A 19347-nucleotide genomic window follows, 5' to 3' on the forward strand; every position below is an offset into this window, starting at 1 on the left:
GTGGCGCACCGGCCGCTCGGTTCGGTGATGCGGGCACGGCTGCAGGTCTATCGGGCGCTTTCCGACTTCCGCCACCGCGAGAACGGCGTGTCCGCCGAGGACACCGCCAGCATCGACCGCATCCCAGCGTGAGGAACTTCGCGATCAGGCTTCCGAAGTATCGCGAACCATCCTCCTCACACACGCGTTACCGGCGTTCTTCGACACGGAGGCATTGATGCGTCAGCGCACCCTTGTCACGGCTATCCCGTTTATGCTGCTCTTGTCTGGCGTAGCCTATGCTCAGGCCCCGGCGGGAGCGCTGCCCTCCACGGCTCCGGGAGCGCCTGGCGTAGCCGCACCTCAGCCGGGCTCGACGGGTGCACCTGGCACCGTCACAGGAACCCCGACTGGCCAACCTGCCGACACGGTCACGAACAATTCCTCGGCGGGTGGCAACGCGGAACAACCTTCTCGGGCCGTGCCCCAGGGCGGTGGTGGTGGCGGCAGCAAATGAGTGGGTCGCGGTTCTGATGGCTGCCGCCCAGCCCTGATTGCCAATTGCGTAGGATCTGCGACCCTGGCCGATGACGCCGGTCGGATCGTCCAGTCCGTGCGACGGCTCAGTAGAGAGGGGAGCTGCATGGCCACGTCTGAGACAGACAAGCCACCAGGTGTCAGCGTCGTGCCGCCGACGGTGGGGATCCCGAACGTCAACGTGCCGGACCCAACGACCGGTAGTGAGCCCGAGAGCAAGGACCCAGTCAAAGAGGCCGAGAGCAAGCCAGACGATCCGGACCAGGCAGCCAAGGACGGATTGGTTTGATCGTCATGCGCTGCTCGATCGTGCTCCTCTCTGCTCTAGTCAGTGTTGCCTGCCTCCCTGCTGCTGGACTTGCCCAGAGCACGTCGGAGCCGCCTCGAAGGCCAAAGTCGGGTGCTTCGTCCGCCGGGGAGGAAGCTGCATCAGCCGTTGACCCGGCGGTGCTCGATCGCTGTCGGCAGCGGGCAGACGCTAAGAAGCTCAAGGATGGGCCGGAGCGGAAGGCCTTCATGGGAAGCTGCGTGACACCAGAGGATTGAAACGGGACTTCGCCCAGCTTCCTCTCACAAGAAGCCCCTCCTCAAGTGTCCCTTGAGCGCCCGCCCGCCGGGTGTACCCGACTACTGTCCGCGGGTCACGGTGCCCGGATTGGTCCATGATCCGTGCGAGATCCGCCCCGCGCTCGGCCGGTTTCAGCACTCGCCGCCCTCACTTCGCCCAAGACATGCGCTACATAGCTTCCGCCGCTGCGGCTGATGGCCGAACGGCACAGGGCCAAACCACGTAATCTTGGGATCCGGGCCGCCTTCGCAAATCAGTTCGTCGCGTTGATCGTCACCGCGCCATCGTTGATGTTGACGTCCAGCACCAGTGGCATGAGGTTTCCTCGATCTGGCTGGATCGCCAAAACACGGTTGCATGCCTGCGCCAGCACGCGTCCGGATGTGGTCGGCATGGTGGCGAGTAGCTCGTGCATCAGTTCCGCGATGGTGCGATCGCGTCGGTCTTCGGGTTCCAGTTTTCCGCCGTAGGCTCTCTCAAGAGCCGAAATGACGTTGTCGGCCACGATGAGGGCGAACCGCCCTTGATCTGCCTCTACCATGCCTACACCCCCAGGAACCGCGCTGAACTCTCTGACGGCCGCGCGTGTAGGTATCGCCCGCTCATCGCCACCGAGGCGTGCCCGAGCGTGGCCTGCACGAGGTGGATCGGCGCACCGCGGTCGAGGCTGTGCGAGGCGTGGGCGTGTCGGATCCAGCGCGTCGAGACCCCGACCGGGAGCCCTGCCCGAGATGCCGCGGCCTTCACCACCCAATGAACTGCGCTCGGGTCAAGCGCCCCGCCCTTCCGCGACAGGAACACGGGCACGTCGGTCGACCATGTGGCAGACTTCGCAACTTGATCCACGCGCAGCGCCACCAGCACCTTCCACGTCGAGGCCGAGAGCAGCACCGCCCGCGTCTTCCCTCCCTTACCGAACACCGTCGCCTGCCCGGCCTCGTCCCGGGCCATGCGGTCCCGCCAGCGCAGCCCGCAAACCTCCGAGATGCGCAGGCCGCCGCCATAGAGCACGGTCAGCAGCACCCGGTTTCGCAAAACAGGCTCCTGCCGGATCATCAGCAGGGCGTCGGCCTCGGACATGATCCGCTCGGCCAGCGTGTTTTTGATCGGAGGTACCTTCACGGCCGCGGCGATGTTGAAGCGCAGATAGCCGACCTCCTGTGCGAAGGCGAACAGACTCTTGAGCGCCGCGGCGGTGAGCGCCACCGTCGCCGAGGACCCGGGCCGGGCCGCGATGTAGTCCTGCAGCTCGCCCATCCGCACCGAGCCGAGCGGCCTGCCGAAATAGGCCATGAATTGGCGGACTTCGCGCTCATAGTTGCGGCGGGTGTGCGGGCTCGCGGACCGGGCGAGCCACAGCCGGATCATCTGCGCGTCGTCGTCGGCCTGCGTAGGCAGCGCTTCGATCGCGTCGGGTGCGGGGACGAGTGCGGTGCCCAAAGCGTCTACTCCGAGAATGACAGCAGCCGGCCGATCGGCGCGCCCTAGCCGTTGACCAGTGTGCCGATCACGATCACGAGCACCGCCCAGAGCCACTCGGCCACCACGTCCGGCAGGATCGCCTCGACCCTGATGCGATGGCCCTCCTGTATCTCGCGGATGATGATGCCCTCCGAGTCGAGTAACGGCGTGAGGAAGGGCTGCAGCACCTGCGCCTCCGCAATCCCTCGGATGCCCGCCCGAACATAGGGTCGCGCTGCCACCGCGATCCCAAACACGACGGTCCAAGCGCCGAACGCCGACACGGCCTCGCCTCGCCCGGCATCGTCGGTGAGCGTGCCTCACTGCACATGCGCGGCAAGAACGAGCCCCCACATCACGGTGAGCGCGACGTAGCTCAGCAGGAACCAGCGCACCGCCGGGTAGGCGCGCCACCACGCCGACCCGATGGCGCGCCGGATGCGATTGACCTGACCGGTCTTTTAGACCGAGCCGAGTGAGAGGCTACTGCACGGCCGCTGCCATGGGTAGCCGGAAGGCCAGATCTGGGTAGCTGACGGGCGCTGGGGGCCGATAGCCCAGGGACGAGTGCGGCCGGACGCGGTTGTAGTGTTCTGCCAGAGGGCGATCACGGCCTGGGCTTCCTTGAGTGAGTAGAAAATCCCCTGGCGCAGACACTCGTCGCGCAGCTTGCCGTTGAAGCTTTCACAGTACCCGTTCTCCCACGGAAGCCGGGTGCGATGTACTGGATCCGTGAGCCAGCTTTGGCGACCCATTTGCGCAGTGCCTTTGAGACCATCTCGCTGCGCGGTCCTTCGGTTCAAGGCCGTTGTCGCAGCGGATGTGCTCCGGGATGCCGTGCAGGCACATGGTATCGGCCAGCGCCTCGATCACGCCGACGCTGTTGATACGCCGCGACACCTTCAGCGCCAGGCAGGCCCGGCTGTGCTCGTCGATCAGCGTCAGGATGCGTAAGCTGCGCCCGTCGTGGGTCTGGGCCTGCACGAAGTCGAAGGTCCAGACGTGATTGCGGTGGAGCGGCCGTAGTCGCACACACGAGCCGTCGTTCAGCCAGAGGCGGCTGCGGGGCCTATGTCGATTGGGGACCGTCAGCCCCTCGCGACGCCAGATGCCCTCATCCTGAGGTTCTCGAAGGATGGACCCGGTCCTTGCCCGCCCGCCAGCCAGCTGCCTGCAGCAGCGCGGTGACGCGGCGGTAGCCATAGCGCCCGTACTCGGACGCCAGGGCGACGATGGCGCGGGTCGGCCCATCCGCGTCGGCCGGCACGGTGGGCACATAGCGCTGCGTGCCCTGGTGCTGGCCGACGATCCGGCAGGCGGGACGTTCCGAGAGACCGTACTTCTCCCGAATGCCATCGACCGCCTGCCGGCGTCGCTCGGGGGCTAGATGGGGTATTCGGGGTGCCTCGCGCGGCGGAAGCGGCGGCATGATGGCGCTTCGATCTAGTCCCGGAGCCCCACCATGAGCGAGCAGCACCACGTCGGCCTCGATGTCTCCGTGAAGGAGACCGCGATCTGCATCGTCGATCCCCATGGTAAGGTCGTGCACCGCGCGACCGTCGAGAGCCATCCCGAGGCGATCAGCCGGCACCTGATCGAGCTGGGCCACAGCTATGCGCGTGTCGGTCTGGAGGCAGGGCCGTTCTCGCCGTGGCTCTACGCCGGCTTGGTCGAAGCCGGGCTCCCGGCAATCTGCGTCGAGACCCGCCACATGCACGCGGCCCTGTCGGCACGGATCAACAAGACCGACCGCAACGACGCGATGGGCATAGCTCAGATGATGCGGGTCGGCCTGTTCAAGCCGGTCCACGTCAAAACGCCGGCCAGTCAGCAACGCCGCCTGCTCCTGACCTCGCGCAAGCTGCTTCAGCGCAAGGCTTACGATATCGAGAGCGACCTGCGCGGCCAGTTGCGCAACTTCGGCCTCAAGGTGGGTATCGTGGGTGCTGCCGGGTTCGAGCAGCGCGTGCGCGACCTCGTGCTCGATCTGCCCTTCGTCGCGGCCGTGGTCCTGCCGCTACTGGAGGCGCGCTCCGCGCTGCGGACCCAACTGGCCAAGCTGCACAAGATGCTGCTGGACCAGGTCCGCACCGACCCGGTCTGCCGGCGCTTGATGACCGCGCCCGGCGTCGGGCCGGTCGTGGCGTTGACCTACCGTACCTGCGTCGACAACCCAGCCCGCTTCGGACGATCGCAGTGTGTCGGGGCGCATTACGGTCTGACCCCGCGGCTCTACCAGTCCGGCGAGACGAAGCGGGTCGGCCGGGTCTCGAAGTGCGGCGACACGATGATGCGTGCCGCGCTCTACGAGGCTGCGCTCGTGCTGCTGACTGGCCCCCGGGTTCGATGGACCTCGCTGAAGGTCTGGGGGCTGGCTGTGGCCAAGCGCAGAGGCATGCAGAAGGCCCTCGTGGCCGTCGCCCGCAAGCTGGCGATCGTGCTGCATCGGATGTGGCGCGACGAGAAGGACTTCCGCTGGTCGGCCGATGCCGCGATGGCGGCCTGAAGCTTACGGATCAGCATCACGTAACACCGAGCTCCTCCGGCGTGGAAGAGGTCCCTGTGGGGACGACGGGAGCGGGTGAGACCGAGGAAACTCGAGCGTCGGTTCTGCCGAGCGCGCGGCTTAGATGGCTCCGCCCACTCCCTCTAATCCCATCATGAGGCGGCACCGGCCGACCTCGGAGAGAAGCAAGAGCTCCACAGGACCGATCACGCGTCGAACCAGGACGCGCACGAAAGGGCATTGACCGATGAACTCCGAATAGAGAACGCCAATGTCGCGTTCGAGAAACTCGGGCTCTGGGGCAGCATCCAACCTCGTCTCGCTCAGAGCGACAACGTGCGGGCCGCGTTGGTTTTGGTCTCGCGCGGAGAGGCACCGCTCGGCGTCGTCTACGAAAGCGACGCGAAGTCGGATCCCGGCGTGAAGGTCGTGGGCGTGTTTCCGGCGGACACCCGGAGCGCGAGCCGCTGGGCGTGCTCGAGGAGCTCCAGCGCAGCCTCGGCAGCTTCACCTTCGCGGCGCAGTACCAGCAGGAGCCGGTGCCGCCCGGGGGCAACATGTTCGACCTGACGTGGTTTCGTCGCTACGGCGAAGGCCTCTCGCCGGGTGCTTACGGCGGAGACGAGATCTATCAATCCTGGGACACGGCTTCGAAGGCCGGCGAGCTCAGCGACTGCTCGGTGTGCACGACGTGGCTGGTCCGGGATCGAGCTTACTACCTACTAGACGTCTTCCGGGACCGCCTCGGCTATCCAAACCTGCGCCGCAAGGTCGTCGAGATGAACGCGCGCTGGCGACCCAACGGCGTGCTCATCGAGGACAAGGCATCCGGTGAGCATCTCATCCAGGACCTTCGCCATACCGGAGAGGTGTCCGCCATCGCGGTGCAGCCGCAGGGCGACAAGGTCGTGCGGGCATCCTCGATCGCGGCGGTCATCGAGGGCGGGCGCGTGCTGCTGCCCGAGCATGCGGCGTGGCTCGGCGAGTTCGAGAAGGAGATCCTGGCCTTCCCGCACGGCCGGCACGACGATCAGGTCGACTCGATGAGCCAGTTCCTGATCTGGGCGCGGGACGACCTCGACGCCGGCCCGCGCATCCGCTCCTTCGACGACGATTGAGGGGTCTGCCAGCGACGCTCTGAGAGCATCCAGGGTCTGTCCGGCGGGCGGGGCGTCGACGAGATCGGCGGCCCCGCCCTTTTCATTCTGCCTCGCCGCCGGGCGCCCTATACCGGATCCATGCAGAACCCTCCGGCCTTCTCGCTCCCGCTCTTCGATCGCCTCGGCGACCGGCTGGAGGCCGACGTCGCCGCGGGAGCGATCGCAGGCGCCGACTTGCTCATCGGCGGCACCGGCGGCGAGATCTGGCGGCGCACCGTCGGCTTCCGCGACATCGTCGCGGGCGATCGCCTCAAGCCTGACGCGGTGTGGCGCATCTACTCGATGACCAAGGTCATCGTCTCATTCGCCGCCCTCGTCCTCGCCGAGCGCGGCGCCCTGCGCCTCGATCAGCCGGTCGCCGACGTCATCCCGGCTTTCACGAGCCTGTCCCTGTTGAACTCCGACGGCACGCGTGTCCCCGCCGCCGCCGCGCCCACGGTCCAGGATCTGCTGCGGCACACGGCCGGGATCGCCTACGGTTATCTCGGCGACGGGCCGACGCGCCGGGCCTACGAGGCCGACGGGCTGCTCACCGAGGATCTCGACAACGCAGCCTTCGCCGAGCGGATCGCGCACCTACCGCTGGTGCACGAGCCCGGCACGGTCTGGCACTACTCGCACGCCACCGACGTGCTCGGCCGGGTGTTAGAGGTGGCCGGCGGGGCGGATCTGCAGGGCGTGCTCGACGAGACGCTCCTCGGGCCACTTAACATGGCCGACACCCGCTTCCGGATCTCGGCAGAGGCAGCAGGCCGCGTGGCACAGCCGCTGCCGCAGGCGCCCGGTCAGCGGCCGGCCTTCCACGATCCGAGCCTGTCCCGGCGTGGCCAGCGGGGCAACGGTGGCCTCGTCTCGACCGTGGCGGACTATGCGGCCTTCCTGCGCGTGATACTCGCCGGCGGCAGCCTCGACGGCGTGCGCGTCCTCGCGCCGGCGAGTGTGCAGCTCATGACCGCCGACCACCTCGGGACGACGATCGCGAAAGGCGCCTACTACCCGCCAGGGCCCGGCTACGGCTTCGGGCTTGGGGTCGCGGTGCGGCTCGCGGCGGGCGAGGCGCCGTTTCCTGGCAGCGTCGGCGACTGGTTCTGGAGCGGTGTCGGGGGCACGTACTTTTGGGTCGATCCGGCGGCGGGCTTCTTCGCGCTGCTGATGATGCAGACCTCCTCGGCCGGGCAGCGCCAGCACTATCGCACGCTGACCCGCGCCATGATCTACGCGGCGCTCGACGCTCCTTGAGCCGAGATGGTCCCGCTACGACAACTCCGTATGTCGCTTCCTGGCCGGAAGCCGGTGGTCCGCTTCGGAGATGGTCGGCCGGAAAAGCGGACGGCCTCCTATCGACCCAACCCGGCCACATAAATCGCCACAAGCGCTCCTTGTAAGCAGCCATTCGTCGGCCCTCCGGCAACTACCGCTCGGGGTAGGTAGCAGGAGTGCCCCCGCCATACGAAGGATCTCTAAAGCACGACCACTGCGGACGATCCTCCAGCTACCGCCCGTCCTCTTTGTCGGCCTCGATCAGCGACCGGATGCGTGTCGCCATCGCGTCCATCGCGAACGGTTTGGTCAGCACTACCATCCCCGGCGGAAGCGTCCCGTTGCCGAGGATCGCATTCTCCGCGTAGCCGGTGATGAACAACACTTTCAGACCGGGTCGGTGCGAGCGCGCCGCGTCGGCCATCTGCCGCCCGTTCATACCTCCGGGCAGGCCCACGTCCGTCACCAGCAGGTCGATGCGCACATCCGACTGAAGCACCTTCAGCCCCGCGGCGCTGTCGCCCGCCTCGATGGCTAGGTAACCGAGGTCTTCCAGGATGTCGGTGATGAGCATCCGTACGGACGGTTCGTCGTCCACCACCAGCACCGTCTCGCCCTGATCGGACCGATCCAGCGCAGCGAGCTTGGCGTCACCTTCCTCGTCCTCGACCTTGCCGTAGTGGCGCGGCAGGTAGATGCACACGGTGCTGCCCTCACCGACCTCGGAGTAGATGCGCACCTGCCCGCCCGACTGCTGGGCAAAGCCGTAGATCATCGACAGGCCAAGGCCGGTGCCCTCACCAATGGGCTTCGTCGTGAAGAACGGTTCGAACACCCTGGCGATAACGTCCGGTCTCATGCCGGTGCCGGTGTCAGTCACACACAGGGACAAGTACTGCCCCTCCGGCATGTCGAGCTTGCGTGAGGCCCGCTCATCGAGCCACTTGTTGTGTGTCTCGACTGTGATCCGTCCGCCATCCGGCATCGCGTCCCTGGCATTGATGCACAGATTGAGCAGCGCGTTCTCAAGCTGCGACGGGTCGACCAGAGCGGGCCATAGGCCGGAAGCCCCGACCACCTCGACCGGGATGCCTGGGCCGACCGTGCGCTGGACCATCTCCTGCATGCCGGTGACGAGCCGGTTCACGTCGGTGGGCTTGGGATCGAGCGTCTGGCGGCGGGAGAACGCCAGCAGGCGGTGGGTAAGGGCGGCGGCGCGCTTCGATGCCCCTTGCGCGACCGTCGTGTAGCGCTCGACGTCGTTGAAGCGTCCCTGCTGCAGGCGTTTCTGCATCATCTCCAGGGAGCCCGAGATCCCTGCGAGCAGGTTGTTGAAGTCGTGGGCGAGGCCACCGGTGAGCTGGCCGACCGCCTCCATCTTCTGAGACTGGCGTAGCGCCTCCTCGGCCTTTCGAAGCTCGGTGATGTCGGTCGCTTCCGGCATGATCTCGATCACACGACCGTCCTTGTCGCGCACAGGATGCATCCCGAAGTCGTAGATGCGCGTCTCACCGTTTGGCAGAACGAGAGGTAATTCGGTCCGGACGCTTTGACCGTTGCTGGCCGCCCCTACCGCTCCCTTCACGAGATCGCTCATGCCGGACGAGCCGGTGAACCAAGGGGTCAACCAGAAGGGGCGGCCAACTACATCTGTTAATTCCGCGCCGATCGCTTCCAGCGAGGCTGGGTTGGCTTCCAGAAGGGTGCCATCGAGTTCCATGATACCCATCAATTGACGGGTCAGATCGAACACGACCCGCTGACGTGCCTGGGATGTGTCTAGGAACTTCCCTTGTGCGGCAATCTCATTGACCCGTGCAGCCACTTGTTGTTCGAGGGACGCATTCAGCTCCCGCAGGGCCAAGTCGGACGCGCGCCGCTCGGTCTCGTCGCGGGCGATCTTGAGGAAGCCGAGTTCCCGCCCGGCCGCGTCAAGCAGCACCCGCAGCGAGCCGTTGAGAAAGACGAGGGTCCCATCTTTGCGCAGATGCCAACGGACGTCCGGTGCCTGCCCCTCCGCGCGCGCGTCAGCCAACTCTTCGACTGGCTGCCCCGCCTTACGATCCTCCGGCGTGAAGAGCACATCGACGCTCCGGCCGACGATCTCTTCGGCGGCGTAGCCGAAAATCGCCGACGCACCGGCAGACCAGCCCGTCACGATCCGCTCGCCGTCAGTGGTCATGATGGCGTAGTCGGTGGCTGCCTCGACGATGAGATGTAGGCGCTGCTCGCGCTCGCGCAGTTCCGCGGTCGCCGCATACATGTCGGTGACGTCGGTGCCCTCGACGAAGATGCCGACCACGGCCCCCGCATGGTCACGGATCGGCTGGTAGATGAAGTCGAGTACGCGCCGTACGCTCGGTGCACCCGGCGTGCGTTCCAGCCAGATTTCCATGCCGCGGCCGATGAACGGTTCACCCGTCGTGTAGACACCATCAAGCAAGTCGAAGAACGGCTGTCCCGCAAACTCATGAAGTGCTTCCCGGACAGGAAGGCCGATCACGTCGCGGCCGCCGATTAGCCGCTGGTAGGCGTCGTTGGTTAGCTCGAAGCGGTGGTGCGGTTCGCGCAGGACCGCCATGAAGCTCGGGGCTTGCTTGAACATGTCGCGTAGGCGGTCGCTCTCGGCTTTCAGCGACAGGTTGAGCCCACGTAGGCTGTCTTCCAGCGCCTTGCGCTTGGTGGTCTCCGTCAGGATGGAGATCACGCCGCCGATGCCGTTGGGCGCGGTATCGTCATCGATCGGGCTAAGACCGTAGGTCCAATACGCATCCTCAACGCGCCCTCGGCGCAAGATCGGGACTCGCTGGTCCTCGTACCACGTATGGCCACCGCCGTTGCGGACCTTGGCGACCTCGGAACCGATGACCGGCCAAATCTCGCCCCAACTTTCAGAAGCCGGACGGCCGAGCGCGGAGGGATGGCGCTCGGGTCCCGCCGAGGGCACGAAGCCATCGTTGTAGAAGAACGTCGCCTCCGGCCCCCAGAAGATGTGCATGGGGTGGTGGCAATTGAGCAGCAGCCGCACCGCCGTACGCAGGCCGGACGGCCAGCTCTCGGGCTCGCCGAGTGGGGTTCTGGCCCAATCGTAGGCGCGCATCAGAGTGGCCATCTCGCCCACCCCGGCGAGGAAGTCGCGGCTACCGAACATCGGGTCAGGCGCGGTTAAGAGGGATAGGAGGCTGACGCGCCATCGCTTGCTGGGAGATCGGGGTCTTACCCATCTCGCCGCACTCAAACTCGCACAGGGCAGCCCGCACGACCTCCCTGACGCTGCTATGGCGGCCGGTGGCAACGCACCCTTGTAGGAACGCTCCCCGTTCCGGAGGCACAAATATTGTGATGGGTTCGCGGACGGCCATGTTGGGCACTAGTGCAACCTTACACTGTCATGCATCTACATATCGGATTTGATCGAGTGCAGGGCAAAATTCGCGTCACCCCCGATTGCGGGTATTGCAGCATGCCAGTATTGTTCGCGCAGCAACTTAGCTTTCGTTGGGGTCGAGCTAAAATAATCAGATCCATCTTGACGGACATACAAAGTAGACTCTTTAGAGCAGCGACTGTGGGAATAGAACAAGAAAAAAAGCCACTCCTGAAGGATCAGCCCAAAGTTTAGGGAGTAAACGCTCAGTACGGGCGGCGGGATTGCGACGCCATCGATGCCCCACGCCAGTAGTCAGTATAGACTCGAAGAGCACAAAATAAAATCCCACGAAATGCGTCTTACGCACAATAAATATTATAATTTCCAAATTATAAAGACAACAAATCGCCTTTTGACTGTACGAATTTATAGACATAGCAGCAGGCTCAGCAAGACGACCTGAACACTGAGCATAAATCCAACAATGTAGCATGCGTCACGATCGAGCAGGGCCAACTTGTCCTGCTCATCCGAAGTCACCTACGTGCTGCCTTTGCAGCTGCCCCATAGGTAAACAGCATGCGCCCTCGGGCATCAGTCACGGTGGCTATCCGGGGCCGTCCAACGTTGCCGCCGTCAACCTCATAGGATGCAATCGCGAGCGCATCTGCCTCATCCCTGGCTTTATAAATGCGCGGCTGCCCAGAAGCTGTGCCATCACTTCCTATGCGGTCGATTCTAACATTGTAATCCATGACCTGCCTCTCTGTTTGAGGCGATCAGCCGAGCGATCCGAACTTTGAGCCACGGCCAATTGCAACGTAGCGACGCCTACATCCTTCGATCAGATTTATCGAAGTGCTGCAGACGGCGTCAGGGCGGTTTATTAGCGCGCCATATTGCAAGTTCTGCATGAAATTTTGGCCAAAAAACTTACAAATGTTAAAAAATATAAAGTTTCAATATAACAATTGTTGTAATTCTGCTGAGCCCGCGAAACGCTTCATGTCATCGTCACTTGACGAGGATGCGCGAATTGCAGTCCTGGTCCGAGCAGCCGACAGTGCACGCTTACTCACTTCCATAAGCGACCGGAACATGGCTTTGTTGGCCGAGTCCGCGCTGAAAGGGGTCACGCCGTCAGCCCTGCCGGTACCGGTGTGGGTCTACTGTGCCCACAAGACAACACACCGTCGCCTGACGGGCTATCTCATCGGCATTCAGAATAATCTGATGATTGGCCATCAGTCTTAAACCGTAGGTTGTGCATCGGGCCGACCGACGTCGCACTTTTCGTTCACAATTGTTATGTTTTTGACAGGGATCGGCGAGTGTTGCCTGCGCGGTATTGCAGGCGCAAAAATCTGCTCGATCTAAGTCGACGCCGTGGCTTCGTTTTTCCCTATGTTCAATGCGCTGATCCGCAAGCTCGACTGCAGCGGCTTCCTCACTGAGGTGGACCGCGTGACGTTGCAGAAGGTGACGTCGCGCCGCCGTGAGGTTGCGCCAAAGCGAGATCTGATCCTTGAAGGCGACCGGCCCGAGTATGTCCAGGTCGTGCTTTCAGGTTTCGCCTGCCGTTATAAGCTCCTGCGGGGTGGCCAGCGCCACATCATGGCACTGCTCGTTCCGGGCGACTTTTGCGACCTGCACGTGGCCATCCTCGGGCAAATGGATCACGCAATAGCCACGCTCACCACGTGCACCACCGTTGAAGTCTCGCGGTCGACAATCGAGGATCTTACCGACAATCACCCCCGCATCACTCGGGCGTTGTGGTGGGCGACGCTGATCGATGAGGGCATCCTGCGCGAATGGCTGGCCAACATGGGCCAGCGGCCTGCCGACCGGCAGATAGCGCACCTATTCTGCGAGTTGCACGTGCGATTGCTCTCGGTTGGCCTGGCCGGACCGTCCGGGTTCAGCATGCCCCTTCGGCAGGTCGACCTCGCCGACATGCTTGGGCTCACGCCCGTGCACGTGAACCGATCATTGCAGGAGCTGCGAGCAGCTGGGCTGCTGACGTTGCAACGTCGATGGTTAGAAGTCCTAGACGTCGATCGGCTCCGAACCTTCTGCGACTTCAAGACGAACTATCTGCACCTGACGCCTCGCGTGGATGGCTTGAAGACGTAGGCATGATCCCGGCAGGGCTCGCTCGGTCGGTCGGTGATTTTCATGCCGACTTGCAACAGAGGTTGTATTCTGGCATCAATTGATGTGGTAGATCGCCACCATCGTCGGCAAAGCTTCTGTGCGCTCTGACGCCTGAGAGACATTGTTGTGCTCTCGCATCAGGCAGGGAAGTCGTCGTGGCACACTACTTCTTCGACATCCACGACACACGCTTTTCCTCAGTCGATGAGGACGGGCAGGAGTGTCGTGACCGCGACGCTGTCAGTGAGCACGCATTGAGCATCCTGTGCGCCGTCGCGCGGGACAAGCCCCTCGATCACTTGCACAGTCAGCTCGGCGCAACGGTACGCGATGTAGAGAATCACGTGGTTCTCACCGCGACGGTCAGTCTATCCATCACATGGGTCGGCGAGACTTGATGAACCAATCTGCTGCGCCGAAATCTGATGCTGGACTTCGGCGGTATCTGGTCACAGGCTGATGGAGCTCGGTCATTCAGAGCTGATTACAGTTGCCGGGAAACCCGGCGCAGTTCATTGTGTTCACAGAGGCTGGTGACCTTCCGGGATTGGATGAGGGTCGCACAGAGACAGCGCGGCGCGTTGGAGCATTGCTAACCCAGCACGCGAAGCAAATCTGGGTCGACGAAGACTGGCAGATGAACGTGACTGATGGCCGTGGGCGGATCCTGTTTATTATCCATATTGCCGCGTTCACAGCTTCGGCAGTGTCGAGCAGCAAGCGACGCGACGAGCCGTAACCCTCAGTCCGCGACCTTCTGCCTTCAATTCTCGATGTCCTTGAGGAAGAAGGCGTCGATCTGCTTCAGGGCCAAGGCCAAGGATAATGGTGCTTATGCCAATCGAAGCACATCCCAAACCCAAACCCGCCAAGCTCTGCGCCGAGAAGCTGATGCCTGAGGAACCGCGCCTCCGGTTTATCTAAACTGCCCGCGCGGCTGAGTTTGGCAAAGATGAGGCCGTTTTCGATGCTGCGTTGATACGGATCGCGAAACCAAAGGCATCGAAAGATTGAGCTTGGCTGTTTTGGTTTCTCCATCGAGCTAACAGCGGATGACAGTGTAACAAAGAAATCCAACCTGAACAGTATCGGGCTCGTTCCGTCCATAACTTTCATACGCCATTCCTTGTCAAGGCTTTCCAACCTCGCGCCCTCCTCAAGAAGTACACCAGCATACCGGATAGCTTCTCGCCCCGCGAACATGGCGTCCGGCAATTCGACACCCTTTTTGTCGAGCAGAATCACGCCGCTATAGACGTTGAAATGGTAGCGCGGCACACGCATCTCCGCCGTTGAAGGCGGGAGCCATGGCTCTCGATCGCGGACATGCTTGAGTTCAGAGACCACGATTCCGCCAACTATGACACAGAGCAGCCGGCGGTTCTCACATATGGATCATGTTTTTCGACGCGCGAAGGATATGCCGCACTGTATGTGCGAACGGCATAGTCGCCTTTAGGTGCACATCGTGTTGGGTCGCGGCTGTTAGATCGGTTCCCCACCGGTCGCCGAGCGCCTGATAGTTGCCCTCCGGCAAGTCGGCCCCCGGATTGCCGTGGGGTTCCCGGCGTCAGCACCAAGTCCAAGGTCGACGTCGCTCTCCGGCACTGTCCCCTTCGCCCGGCTCCCGAATAGCCAGACCTCGGCGACGTTCTTATTGCCGGCAGCCCAGGCGCGAATGGCATCGACCCACTCGATGGGCATGTCCATTGGAGCCTTCTCCCCTTCGTCATATTGGTCTGGGCGCATGATGCTGCGGCATAGCTCAGTCAGCACGCCTACTTAGTGGAGCCAAAAGCCCGGAGTCGCCGCTGCCCGCCCCTGTGACACCGGGTTGGGGACACATCACTTGCGACGGACCGTTCCTAGTACCCAACCCTATGAAAGGCCTTCATGACCAAGCTCATCCTCGCCGTGGTTTTTGCCGCGGTGCTTACTACCCCTGTCTCTGCACAGGTCTTCGAGACCCCGACCACCACCACCGTAATCGTTCCGCCCGGTTCGCCTGGGGTCGTGACGCGTCAGCCCGGCTCGACCGGTGAGGAAGGTGTCGCAACCTACTCGCCGACGGGTCGTGCTGCCGATAGCATCTCGAACGACTCGGCTGCTTCCGGCGACGAGGGGCAGCCGTCGCGGATGGGTTCGACTGGCAGTGGTGGCGGAAAATAGGTCTTATCAACAATCTTTAGATAGGTGGTGTAATCGCCATCACTAAACCAAAGGCCGTTCTTTTTGAAAGAGAGAACGGCCCTTTGTTGGTGCTGCAGGCCGACAACGGGCTGTCTGGTTGGACAGAATACTTGACCTATTTCGATGGTGCTGCTGGGTTATTGCCCGATGGGGCTGCTGCCTGTTGCTCAGCTGGCGCCTGAGGATCTTCGCCTGGCTTGTAGGTGGTCGGGGCGGCTGGCACGGGCCGATCCTTGTTCTGCGTCACTGACTTCCCACCAGGGTTGGGTGCATCTTTGGCTGCGGACTCTTCCCGCGGCACTGGTGCCTGGCTCCAGCCATCCTGGGCGCTTCGGTCCTTGTCGCCCATCGCGTCAATACCCTTGATCTCGCCAGGCTTGGTTTGGGCGTGCACGAACGCGGTGGGTGCGAGTGTTGCGAACGCGGCAAAAGCCACGCTCAGCGGAAGGGAAGCGCGGGCCATCGGATCGTCTCGGCTGTCGTGAAAATGTTCAGGGTCAACCGGTCGAGCCATATGCCTGTTCCAGCTTGACGGACCTCTCCGATAACCGGACCGCGCCACTGATGGCCTATCAAACCTTGGACGGTGAAGACATCGCGGCTACGCCGATCCTACCTGCGGACATTGAGGACACCGTCCGCGCTATTGCGGATCTCCATTGGAAGCATCACCGCAAGGCCACGCCGGTCCAGCGCACTGTCGCTCGCATGACCAGCGCTATCGGGCGCCCGCGCGTCGTCGGCTTGCTCACTCTGGCGATCTTCAGTTGGGTCAGCCTGAACATCATCCTCCCCGCACTCGGCCACGCCGGCCTCGACCCGCCGCCATTTGCGTGTATGCAGGACGCAGCCGGTATCCTAAGCTTGTACATCACCAGCCTGATCCTGATCACACCATGACACGATGAACAGCTAGCCGAGCACCGGGCTCAGCTCACCCTGGAACTCGCGATCGTCTTTGAGCAGAAAAATGCCAAGATCATCGCCCTGCTGGAGGAGATGAGGCGCGACCATCCCCACATCAGCGATCGGCTCAACGATGAAGCGGAGGCGATGGCGCGATCGATCGACCCCAGGCCGTGCTCGACGCCATCAAGGACACGCATGGTGATCTGCTCTCAACAGACGAGCAGATCGCGCCGGCGTGATCCGGGACCACGACGCTTCATCCCAGACTTATCGTCGACAAAAATTCTGCTTCAGCATTCTGCGGCACGTCGTCACCCACTCTGCGCTCGACGTCTGCCCGAATTGAACGCGCAGGGCAAGGCACAAGCTTCGATCTTTCGGCGCCGAATTGCCGGCTGGCCATGCGCTCTTGTCAGCCGCTGAATAGGAGTAACGGGGGAGTGGCCAGAGCAGTGGTCAGCCACTGATTGAGAGCGGCGTTACCTCACCGGTTAAGTGGCTTGATCAGCTAACGAGGCGCAGAGCTGCCTTACTCGGCTCAGCGGCACGAACCCGGTTCCGACCCGCATTCTTGGCCGCATACAGTGCCGCGTCCGCCTCAGCGACGAGCGCGGCCGCCTTGTGCGCCGAGACTTCGGGCACGCTCGCCACGCCACAGCTCACCGTGAGCACCGCGTGCGGCCCTGCCGTATGAGGCATGGCCCACCCCATCACCGCTGCCCGGATCCGCTCGGCCACCAACTCGGACCCCGCCATATCAATCTCAGGCAGGATGACCGCGAACTCCTCGCCGCCGATGCGGCAGACCATATCACTCGCGCGGTTGGCAGCCGCCCGGATCGAACCTGCAATCAGTCGGAGCGCCTCGTCGCCGCGCGGATGGCCATAGGTATCGTTGAAGCCCTTGAAGCAGTCCGCGTCGACCAGGATTAACGACAGCGGTCGACGGCACCGCGCAGCGCGGTCCCATTCCTGCCTCAGCACTTCGTCGAAGTGCCACCGGTTGCCGAGACCGGTCAGAGCGTCGGTCGTCGCCTGCGTCGCGAGCCGCGCGTTGGCGGCGAGCAACTCTGCCTCGGCCTGCTCACGTCGGCCTAGCTCGCGGCGCAACAGCCAAGTCAGCCCTGCCGTGACGCCGCACAGGCCGAGCAGCACCATGCCGAGGCCGAGGGCTCGATGCCACCACTCAGCGTAAATGACAGATGGCGCCACGGCGATGCTAAGGGTGAGCGGTTCCAGCCCAAGGCGCGCGAAGGTGAACCGGCGTTCGTCCTCACCCAACATCGCCGGACCGGTGAAGCTGCCATCGCGCATCGCGGTCATGCGTCGATAGCTCGGGGTATCAGCCACGCTCGTGCCGATCGCGCTCTGATTATACGGCTCACGCATCAGGACGAGGCCTTCGGGGCCGTAGAGCGTCACGGTCCCGGCACGCTCGGCATCGACCGACGCGAACAGGCTGCGCAGGTAGTCGATCTTGATGCCGCCGACCACGACACCGGCAAACGAGCCGTCCGAGTTCGACAGGCGGCGGGAGAGCATGATCATCCGCTGGCCACTGACCTGCGAGACGGCAGGGGGGCTGATGTGCAGGTCGGCGTCGTCTGGATGAGCGATGAAATGACGGAAGTACTCGGTCTCGGATCGATCGAGACCCATCGGCACGGAAGCGTTCGAGCCCGAGACGATGGCGCCATGGGAGTCGACGAGCAGCAGGAAGGCGAAGCCAGGGGCAGATGCGGCGCGATCGAACAGGATCATCTGGCGCAGCTCGGGGGACGCTTGTGCGACGTCGGTTCGGCCAAAGCCCTCGATGACCGCCTGCAAGGACAGGTCATAGAGTTCGACGTTACGAGCGATATCGCGACCCAGCACCTGCACGAGGCTGTTCGCGTTTGCTTCGCTGCGACGCTCTGCGTCCGTGCGCATCTGCCAGAGCAGAAGTGCAGCCACGCCGATCAGGCCGGCCACAGCTAGAAAATTGCCGAGAACGAACCATCGGGTCAGCGACGACCCGAGCCACGAGCGATCACGGTGCCCGGGCGGGCTGGTCTCGTTGTGCGCCACCTCGAACCTGCGCGGCATAAAACTCTGAGACAACAAGACACGGACTGATTGCCAATACCTTAGCGAGACTGGGGAATTTTGCGGTATCGTGGACAACAAAAACTTCCGTCCAAAGTGAGATCAACATCAATGCAGCTCCGCGTATTGGCAGGATTTAGGGGAAATGTAACAATCGCGTGATTGCACGAGGATTGGACGAGGTTGAGCGGATTTCATGGCCGAGGTTGGAGCGCAACGGCAGATCATGCTGCACAACCTCGCCACGCATGCTGCACGAGCACGGGACCGGCTGCGTCTCTCACTGCCCGACGCGGCCCGGTTGGCTGAACTCACGCCAGAAGTCCTCGCGGACATAGAGAACGGCCGCAACAGCACGTTATCGCTCGCCGCGCTCACGCATTTGGCACTGTTCCTCGGTCTGACCGAGTCGGGCGTACCACGGCCTCTGCCGCCTGGGAGAGAGTAGCTACCTGCCTCGATGCGAGGGCGCCTTCGAGGAAAATCCGGAGCGCAAGATCAGAAACGCCTATGTGCGATCGGTACAGGCGTCATACAGCTACGCTTTCTTCACGCTGGGTGGCACAGTGCCGTGCCATGCCGATCCGGCCCGAGCAACGCAACCTCTACCCCATCGACTAGCCGCAGCTCTCGGCCTTGATACGCTTTAGACGGGCGAAAGGCTGCTGTGAGGGCTGCGGGCGCCCGCACGGTCAGATGGTCTATCACCTCGGCGACGGGCGCTGGTGGGACGCCGCGGCTGGGCACTGGCGAGATGGGTGGGGGCGCCGGATCCGGATCGGGTCGGCCACTGACATCCTCGGTCGCACTCGCCGGACTTGGGTCGTCTTAGCCACCGCCCATCGGGATCACGACGCGGCCAACAACGCGGGCGCCAAACTCGCGGCCTTCTGCCAACGGTGCCACATGATCCACGACCGGCCGGAGCATCAGAGGCGTCAGTGGCGCACGCTGTTCCGGCGGAACGCAATCGGTGACTTGTTCGGCGGTCCCTACGGATAGGTTCGCGTAGGCAGTAGAGAATTCGGTTGTCAGCTGTTCTGATCGAGGTACAAGTTGCGGATCAAAATCGCCAATAGGATCGCCCTCTGCAGCGTTCCCTTGCGAGGCTGGTGGCACCAACCTGCCCGATGATGTCGGCAACGAGCTATGCAGGATTTTAGGT

The 19347-nt window shown here is 63.3% G+C and carries 21 protein-coding genes and 2 pseudogenes; 14 read left to right on the plus strand and 9 right to left on the minus strand.

Annotated elements, in window-relative coordinates:
- The 3 genes and pseudogenes from MKL01_RS08880 to MKL01_RS36155 all read left to right on the plus strand — a co-directional run.
- A pseudogene (locus MKL01_RS08880) lies at positions 1-132 on the plus strand (catalase); the annotation flags it as partial.
- Positions 133-622: 490 nt separating this feature from the next.
- On the plus strand, positions 623-805 hold the full coding sequence (locus MKL01_RS08890) for a hypothetical protein (protein ID WP_243904854.1): 183 nt from the start codon (positions 623-625) through the stop codon (positions 803-805).
- Positions 806-810: 5 nt separating this feature from the next.
- On the plus strand, positions 811-1062 hold the full coding sequence (locus MKL01_RS36155; protein ID WP_409566227.1) for a PsiF family protein: 252 nt from the start codon (positions 811-813) through the stop codon (positions 1060-1062).
- A gap of 275 nt (positions 1063-1337) precedes the next feature.
- Here MKL01_RS36155 and MKL01_RS08895 read toward each other — a convergent pair whose 3' ends face one another.
- The 4 genes and pseudogenes from MKL01_RS08895 to MKL01_RS08910 all read right to left on the minus strand — a co-directional run.
- Positions 1338-1589, minus strand: coding sequence for a hypothetical protein (locus MKL01_RS08895; RefSeq protein WP_243904855.1), 252 nt, complete (start codon positions 1587-1589; stop codon positions 1338-1340).
- A gap of 38 nt (positions 1590-1627) precedes the next feature.
- A complete protein-coding gene (locus tag MKL01_RS08900) occupies positions 1628-2524 on the minus strand; it encodes a tyrosine-type recombinase/integrase (protein WP_243904856.1) in 897 nt (298 codons plus the stop codon).
- 44 nt (positions 2525-2568) lie between these two features.
- The gene (locus tag MKL01_RS08905) at positions 2569-2733 is read right to left on the minus strand and encodes a hypothetical protein (RefSeq protein ID WP_243904857.1); all 165 of its coding nucleotides are present in this window, start codon (positions 2731-2733) and stop codon (positions 2569-2571) included.
- A gap of 295 nt (positions 2734-3028) precedes the next feature.
- Positions 3029-3932 (minus strand): annotated as a pseudogene (locus MKL01_RS08910) (IS3 family transposase); the annotation flags it as partial.
- 75 nt (positions 3933-4007) lie between these two features.
- On the opposite strand from MKL01_RS08910, the gene MKL01_RS08915 reads away from it, so the two are divergent.
- The 4 genes from MKL01_RS08915 (at position 4008) to MKL01_RS08930 (ending at position 7450) form a co-directional block, all read left to right on the plus strand.
- Entirely contained in the window at positions 4008-5051 is a 1044-nt protein-coding gene (locus tag MKL01_RS08915) for an IS110 family transposase (protein WP_243904858.1), read from the plus strand.
- Between the two features lie 240 nt (positions 5052-5291).
- Complete coding sequence (locus tag MKL01_RS36160) at positions 5292-5621, plus strand: substrate-binding domain-containing protein (protein ID WP_409566224.1); 330 nt, start codon at positions 5292-5294, stop codon at positions 5619-5621.
- Positions 5525-6169: a phage terminase large subunit gene (gene terL, locus MKL01_RS08925; protein ID WP_243904859.1), complete on the plus strand. Its 645-nt coding sequence runs from the start codon at positions 5525-5527 to the stop codon at positions 6167-6169. Before MKL01_RS36160 ends, terL begins: the two co-directional genes overlap by 97 nt.
- A 120-nt stretch (positions 6170-6289) precedes the next feature.
- On the plus strand, positions 6290-7450 hold the full coding sequence (locus tag MKL01_RS08930) for a serine hydrolase domain-containing protein (RefSeq protein ID WP_243904860.1): 1161 nt from the start codon (positions 6290-6292) through the stop codon (positions 7448-7450).
- Positions 7451-7703: 253 nt separating this feature from the next.
- Here the strand turns inward: MKL01_RS08930 and MKL01_RS08935 are convergent, their stop codons facing one another.
- Positions 7704-10622 (minus strand): PAS domain-containing protein, encoded by a 2919-nt coding sequence (locus MKL01_RS08935; protein ID WP_243904861.1) that lies wholly within the window; start codon positions 10620-10622, stop codon positions 7704-7706.
- Between the two features lie 1605 nt (positions 10623-12227).
- Between MKL01_RS08935 and MKL01_RS08940 the strand changes: the two genes are divergently transcribed.
- From MKL01_RS08940 to MKL01_RS36170, 3 genes are all read left to right on the plus strand, one after another.
- On the plus strand, positions 12228-12977 hold the full coding sequence (locus tag MKL01_RS08940) for a Crp/Fnr family transcriptional regulator (RefSeq protein WP_243904862.1): 750 nt from the start codon (positions 12228-12230) through the stop codon (positions 12975-12977).
- Between the two features lie 176 nt (positions 12978-13153).
- On the plus strand, positions 13154-13396 hold the full coding sequence (locus MKL01_RS36165) for a DUF6894 family protein (RefSeq protein ID WP_409566225.1): 243 nt from the start codon (positions 13154-13156) through the stop codon (positions 13394-13396).
- Positions 13397-13515: 119 nt separating this feature from the next.
- Positions 13516-13737: a DUF6894 family protein gene (locus MKL01_RS36170; protein ID WP_409566228.1), complete on the plus strand. Its 222-nt coding sequence runs from the start codon at positions 13516-13518 to the stop codon at positions 13735-13737.
- A 65-nt stretch (positions 13738-13802) separates the two neighbouring features.
- Here the strand turns inward: MKL01_RS36170 and MKL01_RS08950 are convergent, their stop codons facing one another.
- Positions 13803-14276 (minus strand): DUF6894 family protein, encoded by a 474-nt coding sequence (locus MKL01_RS08950; protein ID WP_243904864.1) that lies wholly within the window; start codon positions 14274-14276, stop codon positions 13803-13805.
- Positions 14277-14483: 207 nt separating this feature from the next.
- Positions 14484-14747: a nucleotidyltransferase domain-containing protein gene (locus tag MKL01_RS36175; protein ID WP_409566226.1), complete on the minus strand. Its 264-nt coding sequence runs from the start codon at positions 14745-14747 to the stop codon at positions 14484-14486.
- Positions 14748-14891: 144 nt separating this feature from the next.
- On the opposite strand from MKL01_RS36175, the gene MKL01_RS08955 reads away from it, so the two are divergent.
- Positions 14892-15167 (plus strand): hypothetical protein, encoded by a 276-nt coding sequence (locus tag MKL01_RS08955; RefSeq protein ID WP_243904865.1) that lies wholly within the window; start codon positions 14892-14894, stop codon positions 15165-15167.
- A gap of 136 nt (positions 15168-15303) precedes the next feature.
- Here the strand turns inward: MKL01_RS08955 and MKL01_RS08960 are convergent, their stop codons facing one another.
- Entirely contained in the window at positions 15304-15651 is a 348-nt protein-coding gene (locus tag MKL01_RS08960; protein WP_243904866.1) for a hypothetical protein, read from the minus strand.
- 101 nt (positions 15652-15752) lie between these two features.
- On the opposite strand from MKL01_RS08960, the gene MKL01_RS08965 reads away from it, so the two are divergent.
- Positions 15753-16088 carry a hypothetical protein gene (locus MKL01_RS08965; RefSeq protein WP_243904867.1) on the plus strand — a complete coding sequence of 112 codons (336 nt, stop codon included), beginning with the start codon at positions 15753-15755 and terminating at the stop codon, positions 16086-16088.
- A 513-nt stretch (positions 16089-16601) separates the two neighbouring features.
- On the opposite strand, the gene MKL01_RS08970 is transcribed toward MKL01_RS08965, so the two are convergent.
- Positions 16602-18164, minus strand: coding sequence for a sensor domain-containing diguanylate cyclase (locus tag MKL01_RS08970; RefSeq protein ID WP_243904868.1), 1563 nt, complete (start codon positions 18162-18164; stop codon positions 16602-16604).
- 214 nt (positions 18165-18378) lie between these two features.
- Here MKL01_RS08970 and MKL01_RS08975 point away from each other — a divergent pair, with 214 nt between their 5' ends.
- Together MKL01_RS08975 and MKL01_RS08980 are read left to right on the plus strand one after the other, a co-directional pair.
- On the plus strand, positions 18379-18630 hold the full coding sequence (locus MKL01_RS08975) for a helix-turn-helix domain-containing protein (protein WP_243904869.1): 252 nt from the start codon (positions 18379-18381) through the stop codon (positions 18628-18630).
- Positions 18631-18818: 188 nt separating this feature from the next.
- On the plus strand, positions 18819-19184 hold the full coding sequence (locus MKL01_RS08980; RefSeq protein ID WP_243904870.1) for a hypothetical protein: 366 nt from the start codon (positions 18819-18821) through the stop codon (positions 19182-19184).
- Positions 19185-19347: the final 163 nt, after the last annotated feature.

The sequence above is a fragment of the Methylobacterium sp. J-070 genome (genome assembly GCF_022829385.1).
Classification (GTDB): domain Bacteria; phylum Pseudomonadota; class Alphaproteobacteria; order Rhizobiales; family Beijerinckiaceae; genus Methylobacterium.